Below are 22,643 nucleotides of genomic sequence, written 5' to 3'. Positions count from 1 at the left end.
GCATCTGTGGATCTGGGGCGTTAGACCCGAGACCAAAGAACACAAAAATTAGAACGAGAGGAGCGAAACATGAAGAAGTCCACCTTGGCCCTGGCTGTGGCCGTAGGGGTTTTGGCGCAGCAGGCAGGCGCCGCCGGTTTCATCGAAGACAGCAAGGCTACTTTGGGGTTGCGTAACTTCTACATCAACACGGATAACCGTGACAGCGCTGCTGGCACTGCTGCCAACAAGGCTAACGGTGTTCAGAGCAAAAACGAAGAATGGGGTCAAGGCTTCGACCTGCGCTTCACCTCGGGTTACACCCAAGGCACCGTTGGCTTCGGTATTGATGCTATCGGCCTGCTGGGCGTGCGTCTGGACTCGGGCGGTGGCACCAACGGCGCCACTTCGACTTCTTACGGCGGCACTGTTTTCCCAAGCAAATCCAACGGCGAAGCGGTTGATAACTTCTCCAGCCTGGGCCTGACTGCCAAAGCCAAGATCTCCCAGACCGAACTGAAATTGGGCACTCTGCAGCCAAAACTGCCAGTGATCGTGACCAACGACGGTCGTCTGCTGCCGCAAACCTTCCAGGGCGGCCAGATCACCTCGAACGAAATCAAAGACCTGACACTGGTCGGCGGTCAGATCGAGCACGCCAAGGGCCGTAACTCCAGCAACAACGAAGAGTTGTCGATTGCTGGTGCGAACGCTCACACTGCTGCCGGTCGTGACAGCAACAAGTTCATCTACGGTGGCGGTGACTACAAAATCACCAAAGACCTGACTGCCCAGTACTACTACGGCAACCTGGAAGACTTCTACAAGCAACACTTCCTGGGCCTGGTTCACAACTGGTCGATCGGTCCTGGTGTGTTGAAGTCTGACTTGCGTTACTTCAACAGCTCCGATGACGGTGCCAACGGTCACGACTCGGCTTATTTCAGCTCCGGTAACGATGAGGGTTTCCGTTCCGGTCGCGGTAAAGTCGACAACAACCTGTACAGCGGCCTGTTCCTGTACTCCGTTGCCGGTCACACCTTCGGCGGTGGTTATCAGGTCAGCAATGGCAGCAGCGACTTCCCTTGGCTGAACCAGGGTGACGGCTCGTCGGCTTACATCACTACCGACAGCCAGATCGCCAAGTTCGCCCGTGCCGGCGAACGTACCTGGCAAGCTCGCTACTCGTATGACTTCGCCAAGGTTGGCCTGCCAGGCGCTACTGCCGGCATCGTTTACCTGCGTGGCGACAACATTGACACCGTTGGTACCAACGGTCGCGAGAACGGTTCCGGCCGTTCCGAGTGGGAACGCGACCTGACCCTGGCGTACGTAGTGCCAGAAGGTCCGCTGAAGAACCTGGGCTTCACCTGGAAAAACGCCATGTGGCGCAACGACGTCCCTGGTCAGCGCGACCAGGACGAAAACCGCCTGATCGTCAGCTACTCGATCCCGCTGTTGTAACAGCACTCGCGTAACCGACGTAAAAAAAGCCCCGCCCGGCATCACGCCGGGCGGGGCTTTTGCGTTTTCAAGGTGGGCTCACCCCCGTAAACCCTCCTTGAAATTCCCCTCTTTTGCAGCAACTCAAGGCCTTCTCGAACCTTGTCGGCGATGTTCGTCCTCATGTGCATTCAGGTCCAGTGAACAGATATTTAATATTCACTTATGATCTAAATAAATCGATATTTATTCTTTTTAATCTTTAAGGAACGCAGGCACAGTTGAACTCAATAAGCACTCACCAGGAGCAGCACCATGAGCCTCAGACTTGGCGATATCGCCCCCGATTTCGAACAGGATTCCAGCGCCGGCACTGTCCGTTTCCACGAATGGCTGGGCGATAGCTGGGGCGTGTTGTTTTCCCATCCGGCGGACTTCACGCCAGTGTGCACCACCGAGCTGGGCTTCACCGCCAGGCTCAAGGATGAATTCACCCAGCGCGGCGTCAAAGCCATTGCTCTGTCGGTCGACCCGGTGGACTCGCATCACAGGTGGATCGAGGACATCAACGAAACCCAGAACGCCATCGTCAACTTCCCGATCCTCGCCGATGCGGACCGCAAAGTGTCCGACCTGTATGACCTTATCCATCCGAATGCCAACGACACCCTGACCGTACGTTCGCTGTTTGTGATCGACCCGAACAAGAAGATTCGGCTGACGATTACTTACCCGGCGAGTACCGGCCGTAACTTCAATGAAATTTTGCGGGTGATCGATTCGCTGCAGCTCACCGACAACTACAAGGTGGCCACCCCGGCCAACTGGCAGGACGGTGATGAAGTGGTGATCGTGCCGTCGCTCAAGGACGAAAACGAAATCAGGCAGCGCTTTCCCAAGGGTTATCGCGCGGTGAGGCCATACCTGCGCCTGACGCCGCAGCCGAATCGTTAAACGTCAAAAGATCGCACGGCAGCTCCTACGTAGATTGGCGTACAGCTGCAGGAGCTGCCGAAGGCTGCGATCTTTTACAGGCATCAAACCAAAGCAGGGGATTTTGGGCCGTTTCGACGGCCTTTTTTTTACCTGGGAAAAACAGTTTCACATAGATCTATAACGCATAACTAAATGAATAAATATGATTTATGGATATATAAATCAGCTGTTAAGGTCACTCCATCAACGCGAGATCGCAAGCCGCGAATCGCTAACCCCGCTCAAGGAATTGTCTGAATGCTGGTCGTCTCACTCGGTGGCAGTCCCAGCCCACGCTCCCGTTCCGGAGTTTTGCTGGAGCGCTCGCGACGCTGGTTGCAAGAGCAAGGTGTGGAAGTGGTGAGTTACCAGGTACGGGACTTCCCGGCCGAAGATTTGCTGCATGCCCGTTTCGACAGCCCGAAAGTGATCGACCTGTTGCAACAGATTGAAAACGCCGATGGCTTGCTGATCGCCACGCCGGTTTACAAAGCGTCGTTCTCCGGTGCGCTGAAAACCTTGCTCGATCTACTGCCCGAACGCGCCTTGAGCCACAAGGTGGTTTTGCCGATGGCTACCGGCGGCAGTATCGCCCACATGTTGGCGGTGGATTACGCGCTCAAACCGGTGCTGTCGGCGTTGAAAGCCCAGGAAATGCTGCAGGGGATTTTTGCCGTGGACAGCCAGATCGCTTACGGCGAAGGCAGCGCCCAGGCGCAGTTGGCGCCGGAGCTTGCGCAACGATTGTTTGAAGCGCTGGAGCAGTTTTTCAGCGCCATGGCTCGTCGGCCCAAGCCGCTTGATCCAAACCTGTTGAACGAACGTTTGTTGAGTGCTCGCTGGAGCATTTAAGTCAGCCCTCAAGCCACATCTGAATTTGAAGTACTCCACCTTACTGGCCCGCTAACGGGCAAGCAGGTGCAGCCAAAACCCTACTGCAAAAGGAGAGCGCTATGCGCACTGTCATTTTGCGTCGTGGTCTGGTCGCTCTGTTTGCTGCGGCTGTAACCTTCGGCGCCATTACTCAAGCTCAGGCCGAGACATTACGAATCGGCTATCAGAAATACGGCACCCTGGTGCTGCTCAAAGCCAAAGGCACACTGGAAAAACGCCTCGCCGCCCAGGGCGTGGACGTGCAATGGACTGAATTCCCCGGTGGCCCGCAACTGCTCGAAGGCCTGAACGTCGGCTCCATCGACTTTGGCGTCACCGGTGAAACGCCGCCCGTATTCGCCCAAGCCGCCGGCGCCGATCTGCTTTATGTCGCCTACGAACCACCAGCGCCACACAGCGAAGCGATCCTGGTGCCGAAGGACTCGCCGATCAAATCGGTGCAGGACCTCAAGGGCAAGAAAGTCGTGCTCAACAAAGGCTCCAACGTGCACTACCTGCTGGTGCGCGCGCTTGAAGACGCCGGCCTCAAATACACCGACATCCAGACCGTGTTCCTGCCGCCAGCCGATGCCCGCGCCGCGTTCGAGCGTGGCAGCGTCGATGCCTGGGTGATCTGGGACCCGTACCAGGCCGCCGCCGAACAGCAACTGCAAGCACGCCCTCTGCGCGACGGCAAAGGCCTCGTCGACAACCATCAGTTCTACCTGGCGACCAAATCTTACGCGCAGAAAAATCCTGAAGTGATCAAGGCTCTGGTGGAAGAAGTGCGCGCGGTTGGCGAATGGTCCAAGGCCAATCCTGAGGACGTGACCAAGCAAGTTTCGCCGCTGCTCGGCCTGCCAACGGACATCACCCTGACCTCGGTGAAACGCCAGGGCTACGGCGCGCTGTTCCTTACGCCGGAAGTAGTCGCTGCCCAGCAAAAAATCGCCGACAGCTTCTACCAGCTCAAGCTGATTCCCAAACCCTTGAGCATCAAAGACGTGATCTGGACGCCACCCACCGCCGTGGCCAAAGCGCCGTAATTCGATTTCCTGAGGAGACCACTCCATGAGCCTTAATATCTTCTGGTTCCTGCCTACCCATGGCGATGGCCATTACCTTGGCACCGCTGAAGGCGCTCGCGCCGTCGACCACGGTTACCTGCAACAGGTCGCGCAAGCGGCGGATCGTCTGGGCTTTGGCGGGGTGCTGATTCCCACCGGTCGCTCCTGCGAAGACTCGTGGCTGGTAGCCGCATCGCTGATCCCGGTGACCCAACGTTTGAAATTCCTTGTCGCCCTGCGCCCCGGGATCATTTCCCCGACGGTGGCGGCGCGTCAGGCCGCGACACTGGATCGCTTGTCTGGTGGTCGTGCGCTGTTCAACCTGGTCACCGGTGGCGATCCGGAAGAACTGGCCGGCGACGGTTTGTTCCTCAGTCACGAAGAGCGCTATCAGGCTTCGGTGGAATTCACCCGTATCTGGCGCCGGGTGCTGGAAGGTGAAACCGTTGATTACGACGGTCAGCACATCAGCGTGAAGGGCGCCAAGTTGCTCTATCCGCCGATCCAGCAACCGCGCCCGCCGCTGTATTTCGGCGGCTCGTCGGAAGCCGCCCAAGACCTCGCGGCAGAGCAGGTCGAAATGGTTCTGACCTGGGGCGAGCCACCGGCCGCCGTGGCAGAAAAAGTCGAGCAGGTTCGTGCCAAAGCCGCGAAGCTCGGTCGCACTGTGCGCTTCGGTATTCGCTTGCATGTGATCGTTCGCGAAACCAATGCCGAGGCGTGGCAAGCGGCGGATCGACTGATCTCGCATCTGGACGATGACACCATTGCCCGTGCCCAGGCGTCTCTGGCGCGTTTCGATTCGGTCGGCCAGCAACGGATGGCCGCGTTGCATGGTGGCAGTCGCGACCATCTGGAAGTCAGCCCCAACCTTTGGGCCGGTGTCGGTCTGGTGCGCGGCGGAGCCGGTACGGCGCTGGTCGGCGATGGCCCGACCGTGGCCGCTCGGGTGAAGGAATACGCGGACCTGGGCATCGATACGTTCATCTTCTCCGGTTATCCACACCTGGAAGAGTCCTATCGGGTGGCTGAGTTGCTGTTCCCGCACCTGGATATCGAGCGTCCGGAACTGCCGAAAAGCGCCGGTTACGTCAGCCCGTTCGGCGAGATGGTAGCCAACGACATTCTTCCCAAAGCCGCGTCCCAGAGCTGAGGCGCCGCCATGAAGAAAATCATCCACAACCTCGCGCCCTGGGCGCTGCCGGTCTTGTTGCTGGCGGTGTGGCAGTTGTCGGTGTCGGCGGGCTGGTTGTCGACGCGGATTCTGCCGGCGCCGATCGCGGTGATCGAAGCCGGTGTGAGCCTGGTCAGCAGCGGTGAAATCTGGACTCACCTGGCCATCAGCGGCTGGCGCGCGGCGCTCGGTTTCGTCATCGGCGGCGGCATCGGTCTTGCGTTGGGCTTCATCACTGGCCTGTCGACGTGGGGCGAACGTCTGCTCGACAGCTCGGTGCAGATGATCCGCAACGTACCGCACCTGGCGTTGATTCCACTGGTGATCCTGTGGTTCGGCATCGACGAGTCGGCGAAGATTTTTCTGGTGGCGTTGGGTACGTTATTCCCGATTTACCTCAACACGTATCACGGCATTCGCAACGTCGATCCGGCGCTGGTGGAGATGGCGCGCAGTTATGGCTTGTCCGGTTTCAGCCTGTTTCGCCAAGTGATTTTGCCGGGTGCGCTGCCATCGATTCTAGTCGGTGTGCGTTTTGCGCTGGGCTTCATGTGGTTGACCTTGATCGTGGCGGAAACCATTTCCGCGAGCTCGGGCATCGGCTATCTGGCGATGAATGCCCGGGAGTTTTTGCAGACCGACGTGGTGGTGCTGGCGATTCTTTTGTACGCGGTGCTCGGCAAGCTGGCTGATCTGGCGGCGCGAGGGCTTGAACGTGTATGGCTGCGCTGGCATCCGGCTTATCAGGTAACCAAGGGAGGTGCCGCATGACGGCTCAACAACCTCCACGCCTGCTGCGCGGTATTCCGCTGGTGGTGCGCAAGCTGCAAAAAACCTTCGGTTCGCGGCAAGTGTTGCGTGAAATCGATCTGCACATTCCGGCCGGGCAGTTTGTCGCGGTGGTCGGGCGTAGCGGCTGCGGCAAAAGTACTTTGCTGCGCTTGCTCGCCGGTCTCGACAAGCCCACGGGGGGGCAGCTGCTTGCAGGCGCAGCGCCACTGAATGATGCGCGGGAAGACACTCGACTGATGTTCCAGGAAGCGCGTCTGCTGCCGTGGAAAAAGATCATCGACAACGTCGGTCTCGGGCTCAAGGGCAACTGGCGGCCGCAAGCATTGCAAGCGCTCGAAGCGGTCGGCCTGGCGGATCGCGCCAACGAATGGCCGGCAGCCTTGTCCGGCGGGCAGAAGCAACGTGTGGCCCTGGCTCGCGCGTTGATCCATCAACCGCGCTTGCTGTTGCTCGACGAACCGCTGGGCGCATTGGATGCCCTGACCCGAATCGAAATGCAGCAGCTGATCGAACGGCTCTGGCAACAGCATGGCTTCACCGTGTTGCTGGTGACCCACGACGTCAGCGAAGCAGTGGCGATTGCCGATCGGGTGATCCTGATTGAAGAGGGCGAAGTCGGCCTCGACCTGCATGTGGAGCTGCCGCGCCCTCGGGTCCGTGGCTCCCATCGGCTGGCGGCGCTGGAAACCGAAGTGCTCAACCGCGTGCTGTCCCTGCCTGGCCAACCGCCGGAACCGGAACCTGTTTCACCACTGCCTGCGCAATTGCGTTGGGCTCAATAACTTAAAGATTCATCCAACGACAGGAATCAACATCATGACTATCAAAGCCATCAACGTTCGTAACCAGTTCAAAGGCTCGATCAAGGAAATCGTGCTGGGTGACGTGCTGTCGGAAATCGACGTGCAGACGGCCTCCGGCATCGTCACTTCGGTGATTACCACCCGTTCGGTGAAAGAGCTGGAACTGGTGGTCGGCAGTGAAGTAATCGCGTTTGTGAAATCCACCGAGGTGTCGATCGCCAAGTTGTAAGTGCGTGCGTAAACAACAACCCTGGAGGGTGTGAGCCCTTCGGGGTTTTTTATGCGTGTGACTCAGTGAGTTCGGCGGTGCGGCCTTCGCGAGCAAGCCCGCTCCCACATTTGATCTTCAGTGGCCACAGATTCTCTGTACGACAGAAATCCACTGTGGGAGCGGGCTTGCTCGCGAAGGGGCCAGTGAAGCCCGCGAGGATCAGGCTGTAATACCGCGCTTGGGCAGATAGGGTGGCAAATACAACCCAAGATAAGCATCAAACACCCGCATCCCTTCTTCAGCCATGCGCGGCGTGATCTGCCCATGCTGTTGCACCGAGCGTGCATACACCCGATCGCCCAGCTCCATGGCCAGCGCAAACACATCGACATCACTCGGCAGGGTCGGCAGTTCGAAGTGGTGGTCGAACAGCTTGTGCATCAGGTCGCCGAGTTCGATGTCGTGCTGGCGGTCGGCCTGGGTGACTTCAGTCAGGCCGTGCTGGGCGAGGATCAGTTGGCGGGCGGCGGCGTCTTCGTCGTAGATGGCGAGCATGCGTTGTTCCACCAGTCGCGACAGATCGCGCCAGCCGTTGAGGGCATGGTGATCGATGGGTGCTTGCAGGCAGGCGCGGAATGCGGCGTGGACGTCGGCGGTCAGGGCTTCAAGCAGGGCCGGGACGCTGGCGAAAAAATGGTAGACGGAGGAGGGCGGGATCTCCGCGCGTTCGGCGACGCTGTAGATCGACAGGCTGGCCACGCCCTCGGCGGCCAGCAGCGTGCGGGCGGCATCGAGTATCGAATCGATCCGGGCCTGACTGCGGGCGCGGGGTTTGCGTGGGGTGGCGAGTCGGGTCATCGAAGTCTCCTGCGGGGGCAGCGGGCATTGTACGAGCAGGGTTTGTTGTTGTCTGCCCGGACGCCTTCGCGAGCAAGCCCGCTCCCACTTTTGAACTCTGCCCCGTACACAAATACTTTGTTCACTGGAGATCTAATGTGGGAGCGGGCTTGCTCGCGAAGCAGGCGCCTCGGTCCTGCTGAAAAAAAGCCATAAAAAAACGCCGCAGGCTTTGTCAGCCGGCGGCGTTGTTTTTACTGCAACCGCTTACACGGTATGCAGGTACCAGTTGTATTCGAGGTCGGAGATGGAGTGTTCGAACTCCTCCAGCTCGCTCTCTTTACAGGCGACAAAAATGTCGATGTATTTCGGATCGATGTACTTGGCCATGACTTCGCTGTCGTCCAGCTCGCGCAGTGCATCACGCAAGTTGTTCGGCAGGCTTTGCTCGTTCTGCTCGTAGGAGTTGCCTTCCACGGGTGCGCCCGGCTCGATTTTGTTGGTCAGGCCATGGTGCACGCCCGCCAAAACAGAAGCCATCAACAGATACGGGTTGGCGTCGGCGCCGGCGACACGGTGTTCGATGCGCACGGCATCGGAGGAACCGGTTGGTACGCGGATGGCCACGGTACGGTTGTCCAGGCCCCAGCACGGCGAGTTCGGCACGTAGAACTGTGCGCCGAAACGACGGTAGGAGTTGACGTTCGGGCAGAGGAAAGCCATCTGCGCGGGTAGGGTCTCGAGCACACCGCCGATCGCGTGACGCAGTGCGGCGTTCTGCTCGGGATCCTCGCTGGCAAAAATGTTTTTGCCATCTTTATCAAGAATCGAGATGTGGACATGCAGACCGTTACCCGCCTGGCCAGGGTAAGGCTTGGCCATGAAGGTGGTGTCCATCTCATGGTCATAGGCGATGTTTTTGATCAGACGCTTGAGCAGGACCGCATAGTCGCAGGCCTTGATCGGGTCGGCCACGTGATGCAGGTTCACTTCGAACTGTGCCGGGGCACTTTCCTTGACGATCGCGTCGGCAGGGATGCCTTGCTCTTTCGCACCTTCCAGAATGTCCTGGAGGCAATCGACGTATTCGTCGAGGTCGTCGATCAGGTAGACCTGTGTCGAATGCGGGCGTTTGCCGGAGATCGGCGAGCGCGGCGGTTGTGGGCGACCGTTCACGTTCTCCTGGTCGATCAGGTAGAACTCCAGTTCGAACGCAGCGCAGATGGTCAGGCCCATCTCGTCGAACTTGGCTACGACTTGTCGCAGGACTTCGCGCGGGTCGGCGAAGAAAGGATCACCTTCGAGTTCGTGCATGGTCATCAGCAGTTGCGCGGTCGGGCGCTTCTGCCAGGGCTCATTGCACAGGGTGTCGGGGATTGGATAGCAGATTCGGTCAGCATCGCCGATGTCCAGGCCCAGGCCGGTGCTTTCCACCGTCGAGCCATTGATATCCAGAGCAAATAGAGAGGCCGGCAGGTTGATGCCTTTCTCGTAAACCTTGTGGAGGCTGGTGCGTTCAATGCGCTTGCCGCGCACCACACCATTCATATCCGCAATCAGAAGGTCAACGTACAGAACCTCAGGATGTTCCTTAAGGAACGCGTTCGCTTCGTTAAGCTGAACGGCACGCGGGGGTACCGACATGATGCAACACCTTTGTTGTTAAAAATATCAATCATTGATCTCTTCGGATTCCAGTCAACCCGAACGGCATGCCGAAGTCAAGCGAGGCCTTTTTTGCCCTAAAAAAGCACTCGTGGGGCTTTTTTGAGGCACTTTGGGGCGTTTTTCTGCCTACAGTCGTCTTGGCGCCCGCGAGCTTGAGCGGGCCGTGTTGTATTTTTTACGGGGGTGTTGTGTAAAAAAATGAACAAGGCTAAGCTCGATTTAAACCCATAACAGCAATAATACCGGGGTGCTTCATGTCTCGCCTGCCGTTAATCGGCGTCACCGCCTGCTCAAAGCAGATCGGTCTGCATGCTTATCACATCAGTGGCGACAAATACGTACGCGCCGTGGCTTCAGCTGCCAAGGGCCTGCCGTTGATTCTTCCATCCCTGGCGGATCAGCTGGCGCCGTCCGATATTCTGGACGCTCTGGACGGCATTCTCTTTACAGGCTCTCCTTCTAATATAGAACCGTTTCACTATAACGGCCCGGCCAGTGCGCCGGGTACTGCTCATGACTCTGCACGCGATGCCACCACTCTCCCGCTGATCCGCGCCGCTGTCGAGGCCGGTGTTCCCGTGCTCGGCATTTGCCGCGGCTTCCAGGAAATGAATGTGGCATTCGGCGGCAGTCTGCATCAGAAGGTTCACGAGGCCGGTCCGTTCATGGATCACCGTGAAGACGACAGCCTGCCGCTGGAAGGGCAGTACGCGCCAAGTCACCCGGTGCACGTTCAACCAGGCGGTGTACTTGCCAGGCTAGGCCTGAAGAGCGAGATTCAAGTCAATTCGATTCATGGTCAGGGCATCGAGCGTCTGGCGCCTGGTCTTCGTGTGGAAGCGGTGGCACCCGACGGATTGATCGAAGCCGTCTCTGTCATCGAAGGCAAGGCTTTTGCTTTAGGGGTGCAATGGCATCCCGAATGGCAGGTAAGCTTGAATCCTGACTACCTTGCGATTTTCCAGGCATTTGGCGATGCCTGCCGCAAGCATGCTCTACAACGCGACGCCGATGCGTCAAACAACGCCTGACTTATAAAAGCCAGGAAACTCAGCCTAAGAGGCATTTATGAGTAACAACCTCGACCAGCTCACCGATTGGTTGAAAGACCGCAAGATCACAGAAGTCGAATGCATGATTGGCGACCTGACCGGCATCACCCGGGGCAAGATCTCGCCGACCAACAAGTTCATTGCCGAAAAAGGCATGCGCCTGCCCGAAAGCGTTCTGTTGCAGACCGTGACTGGCGACTATGTCGAAGACGACATCTATTACGAACTGCTCGACCCGGCCGACATCGACATGATCTGCCGTCCCGACCAGAACGCGGTGTTTCTGGTGCCCTGGGCCATCGAGCCCACCGCCATCGTGATCCACGATACTTACGACAAGCAGGGCAATCCGATCGAGCTGTCGCCGCGCAACGTGCTCAAGAAGGTGTTGAAGCTCTACGCCGACCACGGCTGGCAGCCGATCGTGGCGCCGGAAATGGAGTTCTATCTCACCAAGCGCAGTGATGACCCGGACTACCCGCTGCAACCGCCGATTGGCCGCTCCGGTCGCCCGGAAACCGGTCGCCAGTCCTTCTCGATTGAGGCCGCGAACGAATTCGATCCGTTATTCGAAGACGTCTACGACTGGTGTGAACTGCAGGAACTGGACCTCGACACGCTGATCCACGAGGACGGCACGGCACAGATGGAAATCAACTTCCGTCATGGCGATGCCCTGTCCTTGGCCGACCAGATTCTGGTGTTCAAACGCACCATGCGTGAAGCCGCGCTCAAGCACAACGTGGCGGCAACCTTCATGGCCAAACCCATGACCGGCGAGCCGGGCAGCGCCATGCACTTGCACCAGAGCATCATCAGCATCGAGACCGGCAAAAACGTTTTCTCCAATGAAGACGGGACCATGAGCCAGCTGTTTCTCAATCACATCGGCGGCTTGCAGAAATTCATTCCTGAGCTGCTGCCGTTGTTCGCACCCAACGTCAATTCGTTCCGCCGCTTCCTGCCGGATACCTCGGCACCGGTGAACGTGGAGTGGGGCGAAGAGAACCGCACCGTGGGCCTGCGAGTTCCGGATGCCGGGCCGCAGAACCGTCGGGTGGAAAACCGTCTGCCGGGTGCCGATGCCAACCCATACCTGGCTATCGCTGCCAGCCTGTTGTGCGGGCTGATTGGCATGGTCGAAGGGCATAACCCGAGTGCGCCGGTCGTCGGTCGTGGCTACGAACGGCGCAATCTGCGCCTGCCATTGACCATCGAAGACGCCCTGGAACGGATGGAAAACAGCAAGACCATCGAGAAATACCTGGGCAAGAAATTCATCACGGGCTACGTCGCGGTCAAGCGGGCCGAGCATGAAAACTTCAAGCGCGTGATCAGTTCGTGGGAGCGGGAGTTCCTGCTCTTCGCAGTCTGATGCGCCGGGCGCGGCTGTAAATCGCCGCGCCTTCACTGGAATCCAAGGAGAATTCGCATGACCAGCAACAACCCGCAAACCCGTGAGTGGCAAACCCTGAGCAGCGATCACCACCTGGCCCCGTTCAGCGACTTCAAACAGCTGAAAGAGAAAGGCCCGCGCATCATCACCAGCGCCAAGGGCGTTTACCTCTGGGACAGCGAAGGCAACAAGATCCTCGACGGCATGGCCGGCCTGTGGTGCGTCGCGATCGGCTACGGTCGCGATGAGCTGGCGGATGCCGCCAGCAAACAGATGCGCGAACTGCCTTATTACAACCTGTTCTTCCAGACCGCTCACCCGCCGGTGCTGGAACTGGCCAAGGTGATTGCCGACGTTGCGCCTGAAGGCATGAATCACGTGTTCTTCACCGGTTCCGGGTCCGAAGGCAACGACACCATGCTGCGGATGGTTCGCCACTACTGGGCGATCAAGGGCCAGCCGAAGAAGAAAGTCATCATCAGTCGCAAGAACGGCTATCACGGTTCCACCGTGGCCGGCGCGAGTCTGGGTGGCATGACGTACATGCACGAACAGGGCGACTTGCCGATCCCGGGCATCGTCCACATTGCCCAGCCGTATTGGTTCGGCGAAGGCGGCGACATGACGCCGAACGAGTTCGGTATCTGGGCGGCCAATCAGCTGGAAGAGAAGATTCTGGAAGTCGGCGTCGACAACGTCGGTGCCTTTATTGCCGAGCCGATCCAGGGCGCCGGCGGCGTGATCATCCCTCCAGACAGCTACTGGCCACGCATCAAGGAAATCCTCGCCAAGTACGACATTCTGTTCGTCGCCGACGAAGTGATCTGCGGTTTCGGCCGTACCGGTGAGTGGTTCGGTTCCGATTTCTACGACCTCAAGCCCCATATGATGACCATCGCCAAAGGCCTGACGTCCGGTTACATCCCGATGGGCGGCCTGATCGTGCGTGACGATGTGGTCGAAGTGCTCAATGAAGGCGGTGATTTCAACCACGGTTTCACGTATTCCGGGCACCCGGTGGCTGCTGCTGTAGCGCTGGAAAACATCCGCATCTTGCGCGATGAGAAAATTGTCGAGCGCGTGCGCACAGAAACGGCACCTTATTTGCAAAAGCGTCTACGGGAACTGAGCGATCACCCGTTGGTGGGGGAAGTGCGTGGGGTCGGTCTGTTGGGGGCCATCGAACTGGTTCAGGACAAAGCCACCCGCAAACGTTACGAAGGCAAGGGCGTTGGCATGATCTGCCGCACGTTCTGCTTCGAAAACGGCCTGATCATGCGCGCCGTCGGCGACACCATGATCATTGCTCCGCCACTGGTGATTACACCGGCTGAAATCGACGAGTTGGTGACCAAGGCGCGCAAGTGCCTGGACCTGACCCTGAGTGCGTTGCAGGGCTAAGTGCTAGGCTCTGAGCGAGGTGCAATGTTTGCACTTCGTTCCGTGCAAACAAAGGATGGGTCTTTCCTTGAAAGCCAGCCTTGGATCTTGCCAGACTAACGGTTGTTCGGATGCCCGTTAACCGGCCACTGAGCACGTGGTTAAAAAGAAAAATTGGAGCATTACCCATGAAGGCATTAGGTATGAAGATAGCTGGCAAGACCCTCCTCGCCATGTCCCTGATGGGCGTGATGGCGGGCGCCGTTCAGGCCGACGACAAAGTGCTGCACGTGTACAACTGGTCCGATTACATCGCGCCGGATACCGTCAAGAAGTTCGAGGCCGAGTCGGGTATCAAAGTTGTCTACGACGTGTTCGACAGTAACGAAACTCTTGAAGCCAAGTTGCTGGCAGGCAAGTCCGGCTATGACATCGTCGTGCCGTCGAACAACTTCCTGGCCAAGCAGATCAAGGCCGGCGTTTACCAGAAGCTGGACAAGTCCAAGCTGCCTAACTGGAAGAACCTGAACACGGACCTGCTTAAAGCAGTATCGGTAAGCGACCCGGGTAACGAACACGCATTTCCTTACATGTGGGGTTCGATCGGTATCGGTTTCAACCCTGACAAGGTCAAGGCTGCACTGGGTGCCGATGCGCCGACCAACTCCTGGGACTTGCTGTTCAAACCTGAAAACGCTGCCAAGTTGAAGTCGTGCGGTATCAGCTTCCTCGATTCGCCAACCGAGATGATTCCGGTGGCGTTGCATTACCTGGGCTATCCAACCGACACCCAGGACAAGAAACAACTGGCTGAAGCCGAAGCGCTGTTCCTGAAGATTCGTCCTTCGGTGGGCTACTTCCACTCGTCCAAGTACATCTCCGACCTGGCCAATGGCAACATCTGCGTCGCCGTGGGTTACTCGGGTGACATCTACCAGGCCAAGGCGCGCGCCGCTGAAGCCGGTGACAAGGTGAAAGTCAGCTACAACATTCCCAAAGAAGGTGCTGGCAGCTTCTACGACATGGTCGCCATCCCTAAAGATGCCGAAAACGTCGAAGGCGCCTACAAGTTCATGACCTTCCTGCAGAAGCCGGAAATCATGGCCGAGATCACCAACGCCGTGCGTTTCCCGAACGGTAACGCAGCCGCCACGCCGCTGGTTGAAAAAGAAATCACTGCCGACCCGGGTATCTACCCGCCAGCGGACGTGTTGGCCAAGCTTTACGCGATTGCCGACTTGCCGGCCGCGACCCAGCGGATCCTGACTCGCAGCTGGACCAAGATCAAATCCGGTAAATAAGTAATAAACCCTGTAGCAGCTGCCGAAGGCTGCGTCCAACCGCGCAGCGGTTGCGCTCTCAAGAACGCGGGAAGGTCCTTCGGACCTTAACGCAGCCTTCGGCAGCTGCTACAGGGTTCTGCATAAAAGTTTTGCTGGAACGGTTTTTCGAGGGTAAGTTGCGCGCCGGTTTTGTTGCCAGGCAGCCATGGCTGTCATGTAACGCGGGGCAACTTGGGCCCAACTAATTTTAGAGGACCTCCACTTGCCTATTTTTTCTTTGTTGCGCAATGCCCTGCTGGTCGGTGCCGGGCTGACACTCGCTGTCAGTGTTCAGGCCGCTGGCACAGTGCATATTTATAATTGGTCGGACTACATCGGTGAGACCACTCTGGCCGACTTCCAGAAAGAAACCGGCATCAAGCCCGTATATGACGTATTCGATTCCAACGAAACCCTGGAAGGCAAGTTGCTGGCCGGGCGTACCGGATATGACGTGGTCGTGCCGTCCAACCACTTCCTTGGCAAGCAGATCAAGGCCGGGGCTTTCCAGAAGCTCGACAAATCGAAGCTGACTAACTATTCCAACCTCGACCCGGTACTGCTCAAGCGCCTGGAACAGAACGATCCAGGCAATCAGTACGCCGTACCGTATCTGTGGGGCACCAACGGCATCGGTTACAACGTCGACAAGGTCAAGGCAGTGCTGGGTCTCGACAAGATCGATTCGTGGGATGTGGTGTTCGAGCCGCAGAACATCAAGAAGCTGCACAGCTGTGGCGTGGCGTTCCTCGACTCCGCCGATGAAATGATGCCCACGGTCCTCAACTACATGGGCCTGAACGCCAACAGCACCAATCCAGAAGACTACAAAAAGGCCGAAGCCAAATTGCTGGCGGTGCGGCCTTACGTGACGTATTTCCACTCCTCCAAATACATCGCAGATTTGGCCAACGGTGATATCTGCGTGGCGATCGGTTTCTCCGGCGATATGTTCCAGGCCAAGGCCCGCGCGGCTGAAGCCGGCAAAGGCATGAACATCGCCTACTCGATTCCGAAAGAAGGCGGCGCGCTCTGGTTCGACATGCTGGCGATCCCCAAGGATGCGGCCAACGCCAAAGAAGCCCATGCCTTCATCAACTATTTGCTGAAACCCGAGGTGATTGCCAAGGTCAGCGATTCCGTAGGCTACGCCAACCCGAACCCCGGGTCGGACGAACTGATGGAACAGTCCATACGCACCGACGCATCGGTCTATCCACCGCAAGCGGTCCTCGACAAGACATACGTCTCCATCGAGTTGCCACCGAACATTCAACGTTTGATGACGCGCAGCTGGACCAAGGTCAAGTCGGGCAAATAGCTTCAAACTATCCAGGTTCGCCACGTTGAGCGAACTGCAAATTCTGTTGGGAGTTTCGTAAATGGCAGTTGCCTCCGGCGCCTATAAGAAAGCCCTCGAGGGCGACCAGACACCTAAACAGGTGCTGGTCAAAATCGACCGGGTCACCAAAAAGTTCGACGAGACGATTGCCGTGGACGACGTGTCCCTGGAAATCAAGAAAGGCGAAATCTTCGCCCTGCTCGGCGGCTCGGGTTCGGGCAAATCCACCTTGCTGCGGATGCTGGCAGGTTTCGAACGGCCCACGGAGGGGCGCATTTACCTCGATGGCGTAGACATCACGGACATGCCGCCGTACGAGCGGCCGATCAACATGATGTTCCAGTCCTACGCCTTGTTCCCGCACATGACCGTGGCGCAGAACATCGCCTTCGGCCTCAAGCAGGACAAGCTTCCCGCCGCTGAAGTCGATGCACGCGTGGCTGACATGCTCAAGCTGGTGCAGATGAGCCAGTACGCCAAGCGCAAACCCCATCAATTGTCCGGTGGCCAACGTCAACGTGTGGCGCTGGCGCGTTCTTTGGCCAAGCGGCCGAAGCTGTTGCTGCTCGATGAACCGATGGGCGCGCTGGACAAGAAGCTGCGCTCGCAAATGCAGCTGGAACTGGTCGAGATCATCGAACGGGTCGGCGTGACCTGCGTGATGGTGACCCACGACCAGGAAGAAGCCATGACCATGGCCGAGCGCATCGCGATCATGCACTTGGGCTGGATCGCCCAGATCGGCAGCCCGATCGACATCTACGAAACCCCGACCAGCCGCCTGGTCTGCGAGTTCATCGGCAACGTCAACATCTTTGACGGTGAAGTGATCGACGACGCCGAAGGCCACGCGATCATCACCTGCAAGGACCTGGACCGGCAGATTTATGTGGGCCACGGCATCAGCACTTCGGTGCAGGACAAGTCCGTGACCTACGCGATCCGTCCGGAAAAACTGCTGGTGACGCCGACCATGCCGACCTGCGAATACAACTGGTCCAGCGGCAAAGTGCATGACATCGCCTACCTCGGTGGCCACTCGGTGTTCTACGTCGAACTGCCGAGCGGCAAGATCGTCCAGTCGTTCGTCGCCAACGCCGAGCGCCGTGGCCAGCGGCCGACCTGGGGTGATCAGGTTTACGTGTATTGGGAAGACGACAGCGGCGTGGTACTTCGCTCATGAACCTGCGCAAATTCAAACGCCGGCTCAATCGAATAATTCCCGGTGGCCGCCAGTTGGTCATCGGTGTTCCGTTCATCTGGCTGTTCATGTTCTTCATGTTGCCGTTCTTCATCGTCTTGAAGATCAGCTTCGCCGAAGCCGACGTGGCCATTCCGCCGTACACCGAGATCTACAGCTTCATCGACCAGAAGCTCCAGGTGCTGCTTAACCTGAGCAACTACGCGATGCTGGGCGATGACGAGTTGTACATCGCCGCTTACCTCGGTTCGCTGAAGATGGCGCTGATCAGCACCGTCCTCTGCCTGTTGATCGGCTACCCGATGGCCTACGCCATTGCCAGCGCCCGCAAAGAACTGCAGACGGTGCTGGTGTTGCTGATCATGATGCCGACCTGGACCGCGATCCTGATCCGCGTGTATGCGTGGATGGGCATCCTCAGCAACAACGGTCTGCTCAACGGCTTTTTGATGAGCATGGGCTGGATCGACGAACCGCTGCAGATCCTCAACACCAACCTCGCGGTTTACATCGGGGTCGTTTACTCCTATCTGCCGTTCATGATCCTGCCGCTCTACGCCAACCTGGTCAAACACGACACCAGCCTGCTGGAAGCCGCGTCGGATCTCGGTTCGAGCACCTTCAACAGTTTCTGGAAGATCACCGTGCCGCTGTCCAAGAACGGCATCATCGCCGGCTGCATGCTGGTGTTCATCCCGGTGGTGGGTGAGTTCGTGATCCCGGAACTGCTCGGCGGTCCGGAAACCCTGATGATCGGTAAAGTGCTCTGGCAAGAGTTCTTCAACAACCGTGACTGGCCGGTGGCATCAGCGCTTGCGGTGGTGATGCTGGCGATCCTGATTGTGCCGATCATTCTGTTCAACCGTAGTCAGGCCAAAGAAATGGAGGGCAAGGAATGAAGCGCTTCCGTTTCTCAAGTTTCATGCTGGTAGCGGGTTTGCTGTTCATCTACGCGCCGATGCTGATCCTGGTGATCTACTCGTTCAACGCCTCGAAACTGGTGACGGTGTGGGGCGGTTGGTCGATCAAGTGGTACGTGGGGTTGATGGACAACACCCAACTGATGGGCTCGGTGGTGCGCTCGCTGGAAATCGCCTGCTACACCGCGATTGCAGCGGTAGCACTGGGGACGCTGGCGGCGTTCGTGCTGACCCGTATCACCCACTTCAAGGGCCGCACGCTGTTCGGTGGTCTGGTCACCGCGCCGTTGGTGATGCCGGAAGTGATCACCGGTCTGTCGTTGTTGCTGCTGTTCGTGGCCATGGCGCAGATGATCGGTTGGCCACAGGAGCGCGGCATCGTCACCATCTGGATCGCCCACACCACGTTCTGTGCGGCGTATGTGGCGGTGGTGGTGTCGGCGCGCTTGCGTGAGCTGGACCTGTCCATCGAAGAGGCGGCCATGGACCTGGGCGCGCGGCCATGGAAGGTGTTCTTCCTGATCACCATTCCGATGATCGCGCCGTCGCTGGCGGCGGGCGGGATGATGTCGTTTGCCTTGTCGCTGGATGACCTGGTGCTGGCGAGCTTCGTGTCCGGTCCGGGTTCCACGACCCTGCCGATGGAAGTGTTCTCGGCGGTGCGCCTGGGCGTGAAGCCTGAGATCAATGCCGTGGCCAGCCTGATTTTGCTGGCGGTGTCGCTGGTGACTTTCCTGGTCTGGTACTTCAGCCGTCGTGCCGAAGAGATTCGCAAGCGTGCGATCCAGCAGGCCATCGAAGAGGGCGCCGCCGATTCCTGGAAACAACCGGACGTGCGCCGGGCCCAGGCGCCGGAAGCGGCTTGAGCTTGATGCCGGGTTGACCACACATGTGTGGCCAACCCAAATCCACTGTGGGAGCGGGCTTGCTCGCGAAGACGGACTGACATTCAACATCCATGTTGACTGACCCACCGCTTTCGCGAGCAAGCCCGCTCCCACAGTGGTCGGTGTGAAGCAACAATCTTGTGATCACCACAAAACCTGTGGAAGCGGGCTTGCGCGCGATGACGTCAGTTAAACCAACAGAGATCTATTGCCCTGAACGCGCTGGCAACAGCTTCAAGGTACTACGGGTATTGGCCGTCACTTCTTCATCATTGAAATGCGCCTGGTAGTAAACCCCCTCGATATACGCCTCGGCCTGGTCGGCATAGTGGCTGTCGAATGGCACGCCGCTCTGGCCGACCGGGTTGATGGTCAGGCTGTGGGCCGGGTCGGCGAAGTCGATCAGCCGCCGCGTCGACGGGCCGTAAGTCACAGGCCACGGCGCCGGGCCGATCCTGGCCGAGAGGTTGTTCGGCACTTCGTGGGTGCCGGGCGCCGCGAACGGCCCGACGTTGAAGATCCGCTCCAGCGGTTTCTGCGTCCCCAGCGGATGGCCGTGAGTCAAGGTGTGCGCCTTGCCCCACTGCCATTGTGTGGAATCGACGCCCAGGGTGGTTTTGAGGTGAGCCATGCTCGCTTGCCAGGCCACCTTGACCGTATCGGCGCGGGTTTCCTTGCCGGGGGTGTTGCGGTTGTCCCACCACGGTGAGTCGGCGGAGGCCGCCAGCCGCGGTAGTGCGGCATCGATCACCCGGGTCGGCAGCAGCGTTTCGAAGAAGTCGTTGCCCAGTTCATCGCGCATCGCCGCGTCGGTGAGGTTGAACAAGAACTGGCTGAACAGCGTGGCACTGATGGAGTCCAGCGGATAGTCGCCGCTCCACTGCGCCAGTTGCTCCACGAATTTGAGCTCGGCGGGATCGCTCACCACTTCATGCAGTACCGGTAGCAACGGCGCGAGCAAGCGCGGGCCGTAGTCGGTGGTGGTGCCCAGTTGCAGCTTCTGGCTGGACTCGTTGTCCCACTTCACGTTCTTGTCGCTGAGCTGACGATTGAGCTGCTGACCGCGATCAGCGAGATTGTAGTAACCGGGAATTTCCATGCCAGTCGGCGACACCGGCTGGAAGTTGGCCGAGACGATATAGCCCCGCGCCGGGTTCTCTTCCTGTGGGTTGGCGCTGAACGGGTAAAAACCTTCCTTGTCCGCCTGAGGGGTGCTGCCGTCGAGGATGAAACCGGGCTTCACCCCGGCCGGGCGCTTGGGCAGCAGCGCCGAGGCCCACCAACCGATGTCGCCCTTGGCGTTGGCGTAGACGATGTTCAGCCCCGGTGCCTGAACCTTGGCCGAGGCGGCGCGGGCCTTGGCCAGGGTGTCAGCGCGGTTGAGCTGGTAGAAGCCGTCGAGGATCGGATTCGGCGTATCGAGGAAGGCCCACCACATGGCGACCGGTGTTTTGCCGGCGGCGGTGCCGAGCGCATCGTTGATGATCGGGCCGTGGGGCGACTGGCGCAGGGTCAGCGTGACCGGTGGCTGGCCTTTGACCGCGATCTGTTGTTCGGTGTTGACCATGTCGACCCACTGGCCGCGATACCAGACCTGGTTCGGGTTGTCCGGGTTGACCTTCTCTACGATCAGGTCCAGATCGTCGTTCTGGAACATGGTCAGGCTCCAGCCGAAGTCCAGGTTGTGGCCCAGAAACGCAAACGGCACCAGCGCCTGATGGTAACCGTAAAGCTCGAAACCCGGCGCCAACAGGTGCGCTTCGTACCACACCGACGGCGCCGAGAAGCGAATGTGCGGGTCACCGGCCAGCAGTGGTTTACCACTTTTGCTGCGGCTGCCGGAAATCACCCAGGCATTGCTGCCTTCGAATTGCGGCAGGCCATTGTCGGCCAATGCCTGCTCACTCAAACGGGCGAGGGCGTTCAGATCCTTCCAGTCATTGGCGGTGAGGGCCGGTGCAGGGTTGGCGCGCCTTTTGGCCAGCACGCCCTTGGGCTGCCAGTCGAGATCAAAGATATTCAGATACTCGGCGCCCAGTTGGTCACGCACGTAAGTCAGCAAGGGTTCGGTGCGAAACGCCGCGGCAAAGCTGTAGGCCATGTAACCGGCGATGCTGATGCTGTCTTCGGCAGTGAAAGGGCGCTTGGGAATCCCCAGCACGTCGAACTCGGCGGGCGCCGCGTGGCTGTCCTGATATTGATTGATGCCGTCCAGATAGGCTTGCAGAGCCTTCCAGGCCGGCGACTGTCGATCCAGCGCGGCCACATAACTGTCTGCCCGTTCGCGGATGCGCAGGCTGCGAAACAGTTTGTCGGTGTCGATCAGTTTCGGGCCGAGGACTTCGGCCAGCTCACCACGGGCCAGGCGCCGCATGGCTTCCATCTGGAACAGTCGGTCCTGGGCATGTACATAGCCAAGGGCGCGGTAGAGGTCGGTTTCGTTTTCGGCACGGATATGCGGCACGCCGCGCACGTCGTAGCGCACGGTCACCGAACCTTGCAGGTGCTGCAATGCCACCTGGCCCTGGCGCGTCGGTTGCTTGCTGTACACATACCAGCCGCCCCCGGCGACGAGTACGACAATCAGCAAGGCAAGTACGGTCAGGACGCGTTTCATGGTGACTCCTTGTTCTTTCGGGATTGCCGCCCGTGTGGGCTGCAAACGTGTAGCACAGACCTCCTGTGCCGGGCATCGCGGTCCTGGAAAAGTCAGGAATGCCTTACTTCACCTCAGCAGGCCACGGACAGTAGCAACCCACCGCCAGCGTATGGGTGGCGTTCACCGCCCGGCCTTCATTCAGCGCTTGCAGAATGGGCTCGATAAAACTGTTGCTCGAATTGCAGGTCAGGCCTTCGCTGTACGGTCCGAAATACGCCAGCTTGCCACTGCGGTCCCAGATCGCCACCGCCGGGCTGGCAGGGATCTGTTCGGAACCTGGCAGGACAGCAATGGTTTTAAGGCGACTCAAGGTGCCGGGCAATTGACCATGGCTGCCGGGTTTTTGGACCGCATAGAACTCGACGCCCTGCGGTACATACTGCTCGACCAGTTCGGTCAGGTGTTGTTGGTTGCCGACATTGCACGGGCAGGCCGGGTCCCAGAAGTGCACCAGGCGAATGGCGCCGGGGCCGGCAAGTTCGTCTGGCAGGCGCAATGGGTCGCCGGAGAACACCGCAGTGTGCGAGCTGAAGGCGCGCAAGTAGCGCGCCTGAAACCAGTCATAGGCGGCCCACAGCACGCCGGCACACACAAGGGCGAGCAGGCTGGCAAGCAATGTGGTGCGGTAGGCCGGACGCATGGGTTTCAATCCTCGAAGGTCG

At 58.9% G+C, this 22,643-nt stretch carries 20 protein-coding genes; 16 read left to right on the top strand and 4 right to left on the bottom strand.

The features are described 5' to 3' along the window. Positions 1-69 precede the first annotated feature (69 nt). The 8 genes from KW837_RS09465 (at position 70) to KW837_RS09430 (ending at position 7,335) form a co-directional block, all read left to right on the top strand. Positions 70-1,443 carry an OprD family porin gene (locus KW837_RS09465; RefSeq protein WP_192344973.1) on the top strand — a complete coding sequence of 458 codons (1,374 nt, stop codon included), beginning with the start codon at positions 70-72 and terminating at the stop codon, positions 1,441-1,443. Positions 1,444-1,737: 294 nt separating this feature from the next. Next, positions 1,738-2,376: a peroxiredoxin gene (locus KW837_RS09460; RefSeq protein WP_192344972.1), complete on the top strand. Its 639-nt coding sequence runs from the start codon at positions 1,738-1,740 to the stop codon at positions 2,374-2,376. A gap of 279 nt (positions 2,377-2,655) precedes the next feature. Then, entirely contained in the window at positions 2,656-3,249 is a 594-nt protein-coding gene (gene ssuE, locus KW837_RS09455) for an NADPH-dependent FMN reductase (RefSeq protein ID WP_007899466.1), read from the top strand. A gap of 101 nt (positions 3,250-3,350) precedes the next feature. After that, complete coding sequence (locus KW837_RS09450; protein ID WP_218395353.1) at positions 3,351-4,316, top strand: sulfonate ABC transporter substrate-binding protein; 966 nt, start codon at positions 3,351-3,353, stop codon at positions 4,314-4,316. 25 nt (positions 4,317-4,341) lie between these two features. After that, positions 4,342-5,490 carry an FMNH2-dependent alkanesulfonate monooxygenase gene (ssuD, locus tag KW837_RS09445; protein ID WP_218395352.1) on the top strand — a complete coding sequence of 383 codons (1,149 nt, stop codon included), beginning with the start codon at positions 4,342-4,344 and terminating at the stop codon, positions 5,488-5,490. 9 nt (positions 5,491-5,499) lie between these two features. Next, positions 5,500-6,282 carry an aliphatic sulfonate ABC transporter permease SsuC gene (ssuC, locus tag KW837_RS09440; RefSeq protein WP_218395351.1) on the top strand — a complete coding sequence of 261 codons (783 nt, stop codon included), beginning with the start codon at positions 5,500-5,502 and terminating at the stop codon, positions 6,280-6,282. Continuing rightward, a complete protein-coding gene (gene ssuB, locus KW837_RS09435; protein WP_123500365.1) occupies positions 6,279-7,085 on the top strand; it encodes an aliphatic sulfonates ABC transporter ATP-binding protein in 807 nt (268 codons plus the stop codon). Before ssuC ends, ssuB begins: the two co-directional genes overlap by 4 nt. 34 nt (positions 7,086-7,119) lie before the next feature. Beyond that, complete coding sequence (locus tag KW837_RS09430; protein WP_003229256.1) at positions 7,120-7,335, top strand: molybdopterin-binding protein; 216 nt, start codon at positions 7,120-7,122, stop codon at positions 7,333-7,335. A 201-nt stretch (positions 7,336-7,536) separates the two neighbouring features. Here KW837_RS09430 and KW837_RS09425 read toward each other — a convergent pair whose 3' ends face one another. After that, positions 7,537-8,175, bottom strand: coding sequence for a TetR/AcrR family transcriptional regulator (locus KW837_RS09425; RefSeq protein ID WP_218395350.1), 639 nt, complete (start codon positions 8,173-8,175; stop codon positions 7,537-7,539). A gap of 246 nt (positions 8,176-8,421) precedes the next feature. Then, positions 8,422-9,798: a glutamine synthetase family protein gene (locus KW837_RS09420; protein WP_007897683.1), complete on the bottom strand. Its 1,377-nt coding sequence runs from the start codon at positions 9,796-9,798 to the stop codon at positions 8,422-8,424. Positions 9,799-10,076: 278 nt separating this feature from the next. On the opposite strand from KW837_RS09420, the gene KW837_RS09415 reads away from it, so the two are divergent. The 8 genes from KW837_RS09415 (at position 10,077) to KW837_RS09380 (ending at position 19,301) form a co-directional block, all read left to right on the top strand. Continuing rightward, positions 10,077-10,853: a gamma-glutamyl-gamma-aminobutyrate hydrolase family protein gene (locus KW837_RS09415; protein WP_218395349.1), complete on the top strand. Its 777-nt coding sequence runs from the start codon at positions 10,077-10,079 to the stop codon at positions 10,851-10,853. Positions 10,854-10,890: 37 nt separating this feature from the next. After that, entirely contained in the window at positions 10,891-12,249 is a 1,359-nt protein-coding gene (locus KW837_RS09410; protein WP_123500359.1) for a glutamine synthetase family protein, read from the top strand. A 57-nt stretch (positions 12,250-12,306) separates the two neighbouring features. Continuing rightward, the gene (locus KW837_RS09405) at positions 12,307-13,671 is read left to right on the top strand and encodes an aspartate aminotransferase family protein (RefSeq protein ID WP_218395348.1); all 1,365 of its coding nucleotides are present in this window, start codon (positions 12,307-12,309) and stop codon (positions 13,669-13,671) included. A gap of 182 nt (positions 13,672-13,853) precedes the next feature. Then, positions 13,854-14,951: a polyamine ABC transporter substrate-binding protein gene (locus tag KW837_RS09400; RefSeq protein ID WP_218395830.1), complete on the top strand. Its 1,098-nt coding sequence runs from the start codon at positions 13,854-13,856 to the stop codon at positions 14,949-14,951. A 244-nt stretch (positions 14,952-15,195) separates the two neighbouring features. Beyond that, positions 15,196-16,293 (top strand): polyamine ABC transporter substrate-binding protein, encoded by a 1,098-nt coding sequence (locus KW837_RS09395; protein ID WP_218395347.1) that lies wholly within the window; start codon positions 15,196-15,198, stop codon positions 16,291-16,293. 61 nt (positions 16,294-16,354) lie between these two features. After that, complete coding sequence (locus KW837_RS09390; protein WP_008067988.1) at positions 16,355-17,497, top strand: ABC transporter ATP-binding protein; 1,143 nt, start codon at positions 16,355-16,357, stop codon at positions 17,495-17,497. 35 nt (positions 17,498-17,532) lie between these two features. Beyond that, complete coding sequence (locus tag KW837_RS09385; RefSeq protein ID WP_177319477.1) at positions 17,533-18,414, top strand: ABC transporter permease subunit; 882 nt, start codon at positions 17,533-17,535, stop codon at positions 18,412-18,414. Continuing rightward, positions 18,411-19,301 carry an ABC transporter permease subunit gene (locus KW837_RS09380; RefSeq protein WP_007897694.1) on the top strand — a complete coding sequence of 297 codons (891 nt, stop codon included), beginning with the start codon at positions 18,411-18,413 and terminating at the stop codon, positions 19,299-19,301. Before KW837_RS09385 ends, KW837_RS09380 begins: the two co-directional genes overlap by 4 nt. A gap of 226 nt (positions 19,302-19,527) precedes the next feature. On the opposite strand, the gene KW837_RS09375 is transcribed toward KW837_RS09380, so the two are convergent. Both KW837_RS09375 and KW837_RS09370 read right to left on the bottom strand, forming a co-directional pair. Beyond that, positions 19,528-21,939 carry a penicillin acylase family protein gene (locus KW837_RS09375; protein ID WP_218395346.1) on the bottom strand — a complete coding sequence of 804 codons (2,412 nt, stop codon included), beginning with the start codon at positions 21,937-21,939 and terminating at the stop codon, positions 19,528-19,530. Positions 21,940-22,042: 103 nt separating this feature from the next. Next, positions 22,043-22,621, bottom strand: coding sequence for a DUF6436 domain-containing protein (locus tag KW837_RS09370; protein ID WP_218395345.1), 579 nt, complete (start codon positions 22,619-22,621; stop codon positions 22,043-22,045). Positions 22,622-22,643: the final 22 nt, after the last annotated feature.

Source organism: Pseudomonas sp. PDM24 (genome assembly GCF_019218905.1).
Lineage (GTDB): Bacteria > Pseudomonadota > Gammaproteobacteria > Pseudomonadales > Pseudomonadaceae > Aquipseudomonas.
This window is presented reverse-complemented; position numbering and strand designations above follow the sequence as displayed.

Coding starts and splice junctions, on each gene's coding strand:
- KW837_RS09465 (WP_192344973.1), top strand. CDS start 70: ATGAAGAAGTCCACCTTGGCCCTGGCTGTGGCCGTAGGGGTTTTGGCG.
- KW837_RS09460 (WP_192344972.1), top strand. CDS start 1,738: ATGAGCCTCAGACTTGGCGATATCGCCCCCGATTTCGAACAGGATTCC.
- ssuE (WP_007899466.1), top strand. CDS start 2,656: ATGCTGGTCGTCTCACTCGGTGGCAGTCCCAGCCCACGCTCCCGTTCC.
- KW837_RS09450 (WP_218395353.1), top strand. CDS start 3,351: ATGCGCACTGTCATTTTGCGTCGTGGTCTGGTCGCTCTGTTTGCTGCG.
- ssuD (WP_218395352.1), top strand. CDS start 4,342: ATGAGCCTTAATATCTTCTGGTTCCTGCCTACCCATGGCGATGGCCAT.
- ssuC (WP_218395351.1), top strand. CDS start 5,500: ATGAAGAAAATCATCCACAACCTCGCGCCCTGGGCGCTGCCGGTCTTG.
- ssuB (WP_123500365.1), top strand. CDS start 6,279: ATGACGGCTCAACAACCTCCACGCCTGCTGCGCGGTATTCCGCTGGTG.
- KW837_RS09430 (WP_003229256.1), top strand. CDS start 7,120: ATGACTATCAAAGCCATCAACGTTCGTAACCAGTTCAAAGGCTCGATC.
- KW837_RS09425 (WP_218395350.1), bottom strand. CDS start 8,175: ATGACCCGACTCGCCACCCCACGCAAACCCCGCGCCCGCAGTCAGGCC.
- KW837_RS09420 (WP_007897683.1), bottom strand. CDS start 9,798: ATGTCGGTACCCCCGCGTGCCGTTCAGCTTAACGAAGCGAACGCGTTC.
- KW837_RS09415 (WP_218395349.1), top strand. CDS start 10,077: ATGTCTCGCCTGCCGTTAATCGGCGTCACCGCCTGCTCAAAGCAGATC.
- KW837_RS09410 (WP_123500359.1), top strand. CDS start 10,891: ATGAGTAACAACCTCGACCAGCTCACCGATTGGTTGAAAGACCGCAAG.
- KW837_RS09405 (WP_218395348.1), top strand. CDS start 12,307: ATGACCAGCAACAACCCGCAAACCCGTGAGTGGCAAACCCTGAGCAGC.
- KW837_RS09400 (WP_218395830.1), top strand. CDS start 13,854: ATGAAGATAGCTGGCAAGACCCTCCTCGCCATGTCCCTGATGGGCGTG.
- KW837_RS09390 (WP_008067988.1), top strand. CDS start 16,355: ATGGCAGTTGCCTCCGGCGCCTATAAGAAAGCCCTCGAGGGCGACCAG.
- KW837_RS09380 (WP_007897694.1), top strand. CDS start 18,411: ATGAAGCGCTTCCGTTTCTCAAGTTTCATGCTGGTAGCGGGTTTGCTG.
- KW837_RS09375 (WP_218395346.1), bottom strand. CDS start 21,939: ATGAAACGCGTCCTGACCGTACTTGCCTTGCTGATTGTCGTACTCGTC.
- KW837_RS09370 (WP_218395345.1), bottom strand. CDS start 22,621: ATGCGTCCGGCCTACCGCACCACATTGCTTGCCAGCCTGCTCGCCCTT.